Annotated in this window: 6 protein-coding genes; 4 read left to right on the top strand and 2 right to left on the bottom strand. The window is 45.9% G+C overall.

Features of this window, described 5'->3' with window-relative positions; all coding sequences use genetic code 11:
- Positions 1 to 15 precede the first annotated feature (15 nt).
- Both AAC033_RS18040 and AAC033_RS18035 read left to right on the top strand, forming a co-directional pair.
- Positions 16 to 702: a DUF5020 family protein gene (locus AAC033_RS18040; RefSeq protein ID WP_339740732.1), complete on the top strand. Its 687-nt coding sequence runs from the start codon at positions 16 to 18 to the stop codon at positions 700 to 702.
- A gap of 18 nt (positions 703 to 720) precedes the next feature.
- Positions 721 to 2,010 (top strand): NCS2 family permease, encoded by a 1,290-nt coding sequence (locus AAC033_RS18035; RefSeq protein ID WP_339740730.1) that lies wholly within the window; start codon positions 721 to 723, stop codon positions 2,008 to 2,010.
- A gap of 259 nt (positions 2,011 to 2,269) precedes the next feature.
- Here the strand turns inward: AAC033_RS18035 and AAC033_RS18030 are convergent, their stop codons facing one another.
- Positions 2,270 to 3,823 (bottom strand): glycine--tRNA ligase, encoded by a 1,554-nt coding sequence (locus AAC033_RS18030; protein WP_339740728.1) that lies wholly within the window; start codon positions 3,821 to 3,823, stop codon positions 2,270 to 2,272.
- A gap of 119 nt (positions 3,824 to 3,942) precedes the next feature.
- Positions 3,943 to 4,203 (bottom strand): hypothetical protein, encoded by a 261-nt coding sequence (locus tag AAC033_RS18025; protein ID WP_339740726.1) that lies wholly within the window; start codon positions 4,201 to 4,203, stop codon positions 3,943 to 3,945.
- A gap of 139 nt (positions 4,204 to 4,342) precedes the next feature.
- Here AAC033_RS18025 and pyrH point away from each other — a divergent pair, with 139 nt between their 5' ends.
- Together pyrH and frr are read left to right on the top strand one after the other, a co-directional pair.
- Complete coding sequence (pyrH, locus tag AAC033_RS18020) at positions 4,343 to 5,053, top strand: UMP kinase (protein WP_339740725.1); 711 nt, start codon at positions 4,343 to 4,345, stop codon at positions 5,051 to 5,053.
- Positions 5,054 to 5,162: 109 nt separating this feature from the next.
- Entirely contained in the window at positions 5,163 to 5,726 is a 564-nt protein-coding gene (gene frr / locus AAC033_RS18015; RefSeq protein WP_339740723.1) for a ribosome recycling factor, read from the top strand.
- Positions 5,727 to 5,816 lie beyond the last annotated feature (90 nt).

The raw sequence follows: 5,816 nt of genomic DNA, 5'->3' as shown, positions 1-5,816 counted from the left end.
TAAATTAAAACCAAAATGAAGAAACTTTTACTGGCTCTTTTTGTGAGCGTTGTCGCCTTGGGTGCTACTGCACAAAATGTACAACTGCATTATGATTTGGGGGAAACCCGAAAACTGGTCACAACAACGGTTGAAATGTTCCGTCCAGACAAGTACGGTTCAACCTTTTTCTTTGTTGATATGGATTACAGCTCGGACGAACGCGATGTAGACAACGGTTTTTCTCTGGCTTATTGGGAAATTGCACGGGCCTTTAAATGGACCGAAACCCAAAAATTCATGCCGCGTGTGGAATTTAACGGTGGAGTATTAAAGCTCGACGGTGCAGGCGCTCCGTTCATTCCGATTGAAAATTGCTGGTTGGCTGGAGTTGAACGCACTTGGGCATCGGCCGACTTCTCAAAAATCCTGACCTTGCAGGCCAACTACAAATACATTAAAGACAAGGAAGATGCTGCTTTCCAATTGACTGCCGTTTGGACGGTTCAAATGCTGCAAAATAAATTGACTTTTACTGGTTTTGCCGATTTCTGGAAAGAAGAAATGTTCTGGGGAACCGACTACCGCTTTTTAACTGAGCCACAATTGTGGTATAACGTCTGCTCTAATTTCGCTTTCGGTACTGAAATAGAGATGAGCAATAATTTTGCAAAAGACGGATTCCAGATCAATCCAACCTTGGCAGCCAAGTGGACCTTTTAATCTAAAACTTCCACAAACATGAAACGTTTTTTCAAACTCGATGAAAACCACACCACCGTAAAAACGGAAGTTTTAGCGGGAATCACGACCTTTATGACGATGGCCTACATCCTGGCGGTTAACCCCAGCATTTTGAGCGCCACCGGAATGGATAAAAACGCCCTTTTCACCGCCACAGCCCTTTCGGCTTTGGTGGCTACTTTGGTCATGGCCCTGGTGGCCCGCCTGCCTTTTGCATTGGCTCCCGGAATGGGACTGAATGCCTTTTTTGCCTTCACGGTTGTGTTGGGTATGGGCTACAGCTGGCAATTTGCACTAACTGCCGTTTTCCTGGAAGGGATCATTTTCCTGATTCTTACGGCCTTCAACATTCGCGAACTCATTATCAATGCCATTCCCATGTCGATGAAGCATGCGGTATCTGCAGGTATTGGGCTGTTTATCGCCTTTATTGGCTTGCAGGGTGCCGGCGTCATCGTCAACAACGATGCTGTATTGGTTGGTTTGGGAGATATGGGATCACCGAGCGTTTTAATCGCCTTATTCGGCGTATTGCTCATCGGAATTCTGCTGGCTTTAAAAGTCAAAGGCGCTTTATTGATTGGAATCTTCGCGGCTACCATCGCCGGGATTCCATTTGGAGTCACCCATCTGCCTGAAGGGCATCTGGTTTCATTGCCTCCCTCTATCGAACCCATTTTCTTCAAATTCGATTTCCACCAGATTTTCACCATCGACATGCTGATCGTGTTGTTCACCTTCCTGTTTGTTGATATGTTTGATACCGTTGGAACCCTGGTTGGTGTTTCATCGAAAGCGGATATGCTGACCCCGGATGGCAAGGTGCCACGGGCCAAGCAAGCCCTGTTTGCCGATGCGATTGGAACAACATTTGGCGCCATGCTGGGAACCAGTACGGTAACCACTTATGTAGAAAGTGCTTCGGGTGTTGCTGAAGGTGGACGTACCGGACTGACTTCGCTGACCGTAGCGGGTTTGTTCCTGGTCGCCTTGTTTTTTGCTCCGCTGTTTATCATGATTCCGGGAGCAGCAACCGCACCAGCGCTGATCATTGTTGGTTTATTCATGCTAACACCCATTCTGAAAATTGATATGGAAGACTTCACCGAGTCGATTCCAGCCTTTTTCACCATTATCATGATGCCATTGGCCTACAGCATTGCCGAAGGAATCGTGTTCGGTATGTTGGCCTACGTCGTGCTGAAACTGCTGACCGGAAAGCACAAAGATGTGTCCATTGTCATGTATGTTCTGGCTTTGCTCTTTATTGTGAAATTCATCATCTAGGCGAATCCCGATAAAACCATATTAAAAGCTCCATGATTCATGGGGCTTTTTTTAGTTTCATGAAAGCGACCCCAGGTGTCGCGGACGCAGATCCACGATTTCGCTTACTTGTCATCGCGCCCTTTCGGTCTGCGATTAATTTTCGGCGGTTTGGAATCCGCCGCTCACCAAAAATCAGCAAGCTGATCACTTCCGCAAACTGAAAAGAGGCTGCTTCACTCGAAACAGCCTCTTTTCAGTTTGTATATCAACTCGTTGTTTACTTCAGTTTGGCAAACAACGCTTTAAAATTCACTTGCGAGGCGATAATTCCCTTCAGGTCGGCAATGGCCACGCGCTCCTGCAGCATGGTGTCACGGTGGCGAATGGTAACCGTGGCATCTTCCAGTGTTTGGTGATCGACCGTAGCACAGAATGGGGTTCCAATGGCATCCTGACGACGGTAACGTTTGCCGATGGAGTCTTTCTCATCGTACTGGCAGTTGAAATCGAATTTCAGGTCGTCGATAATTTCGCGGGCTTTCTCCGGCAGGCCATCTTTCTTGATCAGGGGCATCACGGCCAGCTTGATCGGAGCCAAAGGTGCAGGCAACTTCAACACCACGCGGGTGTCCGTTTTGCCATTGGCTGCTTCCAGTTCCTCTTCAAAATACGAAGCCGACATCACTTGCAGGAACATGCGGTCGACCCCAATGGAGGTCTCCACCACAAAGGGGACATACGATTTTTCCAGCTCCGGATCGTAGTACTGAATTTTCTTCCCGGAAAACTCCTGGTGCTGCGACAAATCGAAGTCGGTGCGCGAGTGAATCCCCTCCACTTCCTTGAAACCAAAGGGGAACTTGTATTCCACATCAACGGCGGCATTGGCGTAGTGCGCCAGCTTTTCGTGTTCGTGAAAGCGGTAGTTCTCCTTGCCAAAACCAAGGGCCTGGTGCCACTTCATGCGGGTTTCCTTCCACTTGTCGAACCACTCCAGCTCCGAGCCGGGGCGAACAAAAAACTGCATTTCCATTTGCTCGAACTCGCGCATGCGGAAAATAAACTGGCGGGCAACAATCTCATTCCGGAATGCTTTCCCGATTTGAGCGATGCCAAACGGAATTTTCATGCGACCAGTTTTTTGCACATTCAGGTAGTTGACGAAAATTCCCTGGGCCGTTTCCGGGCGAAGGTAAACTTTCAGCGCCCCATCGGCTGTTGATCCCATTTCAGTGCCAAACATCAGGTTGAACTGGCGCACATCGGTCCAGTTGCGGGTTCCGCTGATGGGGCAAACGATTTCCTGATCAACAATGATTTGTTTCAACCCAGCCAGGTCATTTTCATTTAAGGCTCTCGAAAATTGGGCATGCAATTCGTCCCATTTTTCCTGGTTGGCCAGTACGCGTGGGTTGGTTTCGCGGAATTGCTTTTCATCGAAAGCATCGCCAAAGCGTTTTTGCGCCTTCGCCACTTCCTTATCCATTTTTTCCTCGAACTTAGCCAGTTGCTCTTCGATCAGTACATCGGCGCGGTAGCGTTTTTTCGAATCCTTGTTGTCAATCAAGGGGTCATTGAACGCATCGACATGGCCCGAAGCCTTCCATATGGTTGGATGCATAAAAATAGCCGAATCCAGTCCGACGACATTTTCGTGCAACATCACCATGCTGTCCCACCAATATTTTTTGATGTTATTTTTAAGTTCTACTCCATTTTGTCCGTAATCGTACACTGCACCCAGCCCATCGTAAATTTCGCTCGATTGAAACACAAATCCATACTCTTTACAATGCGCGATCAGCTTCTTAAAAATATCTTCCTGAGCCATATGTTATTGATGATTAAATATTGTTACTTGATGATAAAATTGATCCTTGATGATAAAATGAACCGGTCCGACTTCCAATCCCCTTGGCCCTGTGCCCATGCACTCGGCCCTCCGCCTACTCAATCGATTTCTTCAAAATCAACATACTCGCCTTCATCCTTCCGAATCCGTCCGCCATTATAGCGATCTTTTTCGATGGTTACTTCACCTTCAGGCTTGGAATTCCGGGGATCCCGAAAATCACGATGTTGCTTTGGCTGGTTGATAAACAGAGGCAGAACATATTTTGTTAAAATCTTGATCAGGTAGTAAATGACCACAATAACAAATAAGGTTCTGAAAAAACCAACCAAAAATAAAATCACATTTAATTGTACCATAACTCTTGAAAATCAGCGGCCGTAAAATTAGTAATTAATTATGAAACCGAAATTCATTCCTTTAATAAATCCCAATTGCCAACATATCGGGTGAAATCCATTTTAGAATATTTTTACCTTTGCAGGAAATAAAATAAAAATGACGACATACAAACGCGTGCTGTTAAAACTGAGCGGCGAATCGCTCATGGGAGAACAAGCCTACGGTATTGACCAGGAGCGGCTGAATGATTACGCGGTTCAAATTAAGGAAGCGGTAGCCCTGGGTGTCCAGATTGGTATTGTGATTGGCGGTGGAAATATTTTTCGCGGCTTGAGTGGAGCAGCCAAAGGATTTGACCGGGTAAAAGGCGACCAAATGGGTATGCTGGCCACCGTAATTAACAGTCTGGCGCTTAATTCGGCACTCACAGCCAATGGTGTCAAGTCGAAAGTTTTGACGGCCATTCGCATGGAGCCCGTGGGCGAGTTTTACTCGAAAGACAAAGCCATTGAAACCCTGGAACGAGGCGAAGTCGCTATCTTTTCAGCCGGAACCGGCAACCCCTATTTTACCACCGACACCGGTTCATCATTGCGCGGAATTGAAATTGAAGCCGATGCCATGCTGAAAGGAACGCGGGTTGATGGCATCTATACTGCCGACCCCGAAAAAGACCCGACCGCCACCAAGTTTGACCGAATCTCGTTTGATGAAATCTACAACCAAGGCTTAAAAGTGATGGATCTGACCGCCACGACCATGTGTAAGGAAAACAATTTACCCATCGTGGTTTTCAACATGGACAAAAAAGGAAACCTGCTTAAAGTCCTGTCTGGCGAAGACATTGGAACACTTGTACACGTATAAAACCAGGTTAAAGCCCAATTTTTGATTAAAAAAATTAAGAAATTCCAAAATTCTTTAATTTTTTCTATATTTGCTCTCAGCACAAAAAGAACGGACCATTTATTTGGATATGGAAGAAGAATTAGAATTGATACTTGAAGTTTGCAAAGAAAAGATGGAAGCTGCTATTGACCATTTGGAAAATGAATTGGTTCATATTCGTGCCGGCAAAGCTTCAACCAGAATGTTAGACGGAATCGTGGTTGACTACTACGGAAGTATGACACCTTTAAATCAGGTTTCCAATATCAGTACACCAGATGCGCGCAGCATTGCTGTTCAACCTTGGGAAAAGACAATGATTTCGCCCATTGAAAAAGCAATCATGAATGCAAATTTGGGTTTCAATCCGGAAAATAATGGTGAGATTATTCGGATTAATGTGCCGCCATTGACCGAAGAACGCCGGAGAAACCTGACCAAGCAAGTGAGTCACGAAGGCGAAAAAGCCCGCATCAGTATTCGCGGAGCACGAAAAGAAGCCAACGAAGGCTTGAAAAAGCTTTTAAAGGAAGGCTTGTCTGAAGACCAGGAAAAAGTCGCCGAAGCAGAGGTGCAAGAGATGACCGATAACTTCGGTAAAAAGGTCGACAGCTTATTGGAGGATAAAAATCAAGAGATTTTAACGATATAATTGTTTCTAGTTTTCTGTTTTCTGAACATTGTTTAATTGTTTTCATGGCTTTGAGGCAGCTTATTGAGGCTGCCTCATTTTTTTTGCTCC

This window comes from uncultured Sunxiuqinia sp. (genome assembly GCF_963974515.1).
Classification (GTDB): domain Bacteria; phylum Bacteroidota; class Bacteroidia; order Bacteroidales; family Prolixibacteraceae; genus Sunxiuqinia.
Note: the sequence above shows the minus strand (reverse complement) of the source record. Positions and strands in the feature narration are given on the sequence as shown.